This is a genomic window from Candidatus Acetothermia bacterium, from assembly GCA_024653305.1.
GTDB lineage: Bacteria > Bipolaricaulota > Bipolaricaulia > Bipolaricaulales > Bipolaricaulaceae > JACIWI01.
This window is the reverse complement of sequence record JANLFW010000041.1, coordinates 1-2817: the sequence shown is the minus strand read 5'-3', so window position 1 is coordinate 2817 and position 2817 is coordinate 1. Positions and strand designations below refer to the sequence as shown.

At 67.6% G+C, this 2817-nt stretch carries 2 protein-coding genes; one reads left to right on the top strand and one right to left on the bottom strand.

Going from position 1 to position 2817, the window contains the following annotated elements:
• A partial coding sequence (locus NUV94_08040; protein MCR4392687.1) for a hypothetical protein occupies window positions 1-830 on the bottom strand: 830 nt, incomplete at its 3' end.
• A gap of 713 nt (window positions 831-1543) precedes the next feature.
• Between NUV94_08040 and NUV94_08035 the strand changes: the two genes are divergently transcribed.
• Window positions 1544-2817 (top strand): hypothetical protein (locus NUV94_08035; GenBank protein ID MCR4392686.1); only part of this gene is annotated, 1274 nt, incomplete at its 3' end.

Genomic DNA, 2817 nt, shown 5'->3' with positions numbered 1-2817 from the left:
ACCTTGATGATGATGTTCTGGCACGCCGGGCCGCACCCGTACTCGAGCCGGGACGGCACCACGGTCAGCTTCCCCACGGTGTCGTGGATCTTGATCTGGTCTTGATCGATGTTCCGCTCGTCGGTCCGGTCGGCGGCGATGAGGACCAGGGTGTCGTTGTTCTCGAACCGACCCACGATCTTGTTGTTCCCGGGGGTCGCGTTCAGCGCGTGCGTGAACCCCTCGAAGTCGACCCGCGCCGCCGCCTTGTTCTTGGGAAGCGCCGTCACGCCAACGTCCACGGGAGTAATGTCGTTCGTCAGGTCGGGGTCACCCAACACGTCCTGATCCACGTACTCCCAGGCCCCTTCCTTCCAGCCTACGTCGCTGAGCGTTTTATCACTCCAGTCCTTGATCGTGGACGGGGAAACGGTTCCCAAGATGTGGGTCTGCCCCTCGATCGCGGAGTAGTCATCGCGCTTCCCGACCTGGAGGGCGACCTTCGTGCTCGAGTTCTTCCCTGCGACCCAGAAGTACAGGCCGGAACCGATCCCGCCCATCTCCCGGAACACGGCGTTGGTGATCGTGGCGGACGAGGTCTGCTCGGTGCCGTAGACGTACCCGAGGTAGGCGCCCGTCTTGAAGTCGAACACCACGAGGTCCACCGGGAACTGGTCGATCCCGCACGCCCCCTTGTCGGGGTCCTTCACCGCGATGTAGATCTGCTGCCCCTCCCAGACCGTGCCGAGCTTGTTGCCGGCCGCGTCCGAGAAATAGGGCTCAAAGCCCCACGCCGTGGCCGAAAGCGCCACGGCGACCACAAGTCCGATCAGAAACCCTCTTCTTTTCAACGCCAAACCTCCTTTCCGTTCACCGACCGAAGCTGCTATTGTGCCCTTCATGACGCCTCCTTTGTGAGTTGTGCCAACCGCTCACCACCTCCCCAGCTGCCATACCTGCTACCATCACGCGACCGAAGAAAGCCGCTTGCACGCATCCTAACACGCCGTTTTTCCGCGGTCAAGCCTTGCCCTCTTCGTCCGCCGCGCCAACGGCCCGTATCTTAGCGCCCCCGCGCCTCCCGGTCAAATCCGGCCCGCGCGAAACGCCCGTCGGGAATAGCGACGCCGCTCACCCCCTTCGGGCCACGTTCAGAACGGCTCTCGCCGCGCCCGTTCCCCCTCTTCCCTTGTGGGTGAGGGTGCCTCACGGTACCCGGGGGGGTTCCCCCTCCGAATCCGGCCCGTCCGCGTGGTGTTGGACGTTCGTCTCTTGCCCAGCGCCCGCCGTTCCCGGGGGAGTGCGTGGTCCGCAGTCCATGGTCCCCTCCCCCTTGAAGGGGGAGGGTCAGGGAGAGGGTGCTCGCGGCACGAGGACGACCCCAACTTCCCCCACCCTCTCCCACAAGGGGGAAAGGAAACCGGTGGCGTCGGCCTTCATGGCCGACGATGGGGGGTCGACTACGGGCCTCCGGGGTGGGGGCGCCCTGTTGGCGCTGGCCGCGGCAATCCCTATGATGGTATGATGGCGCCAGCCGAATCTCGCGTCGCTTGGAGGGGCGGACATGGAGAACATTCGACAGCCGGTCGTGAACGACAGCAGGTGGATTCTGTTCTTGGTTCTGGCAATGGCCCTCGGGTTGGGGCTCGCCGGGTGCGCCCTGTTCCCGTGGCTCGCCCCACCGGCCCCCACCGGGGTCGCCGCCTCCGACGGGATCTACCCGGATCGGGTGGTCGTGTCCTGGCAGGGGGTGGACCGGGCCGACCGGTACCGGGTGTACCGCGCCGCGAGCGAGGACGGCTCCTACACCGAGATTGGCCAGTCCACCACCACGACCTACCACGACACCACGGTCACCGTCAACGTGAGCTACTGGTACAAGGTCAAGGCGTGCAACGCCGCCGGATGCAGCGCGTTCTCCGCCGCCGACTCCGGCTATGCCCAAGGCGAAGGCGTTCCCTCCGTGCCCACCGGGGTCGCCGCCTCCGACGGCACCTACACCACCCGGGTCCGCGTCACCTGGACCGCCGCCATCGGCGCCACCCGGTACGAGGTGTACCGCGACGTAGCCCAGGGCGGGCCCTACAACCTGCGGGGCATCGCCACCGGCACCTCCTTCGACGACACCGATGTCGTCCCCGGGCGCGTGTACTGGTACAAGGTCCGGGCCTGTAGCGACGCCGGATGCAGCGCCTTCTCCGCAGCCGACTCCGGCTACGCCCAGGCCACGATCCCCGCCGTGCCCACCGGGGTCGCCGCCAGCGATGGCACCTACAGCGATCGGGTGCGGGTCGCGTGGAACGCCGCGGCCGGGACGGCCACGTACGAGGTCCACCGGTCCACGGCCGAGGGCGGCACGTACACGAAGATCGGCGAGACGGCCAGCCTAACCTACGACGACACGGGCGTGACCGTGGGGACGACCTATTGGTACAAGGTCAAGGCGTGCAACGCCGCCGGGTGCAGCGCGTTCTCCGCCGCCGACTCCGGCTACGCCCAGGCCGGCGGGGGCGGGGGCGGCGGCGGGGGTGCCGTGCCCGGTCAGGTGAAGAGCGTCGCGGCAAGCGATGGGACGTACACGGACAAGATCCGCGTCACCTGGTCGGGCGTGACCGGGGCCACGAGCTACGCCGTGTACCGGTCCGAGACGGGCAACGAGGGCACGTTCACCCAGATCGCGGAGACCACCACGACCTCCTACGACGACACCTCGACCACCCTCGATCCCTGTTGGGACTACTGGTACGCGGTGAGCGCGTGGAACGCGGCGGGGGAGGGGCCGCTTTCCGTCCCGGACCCGGGCTACCGGGGGACGAAGGTCACCGGCGTGCCCACGGT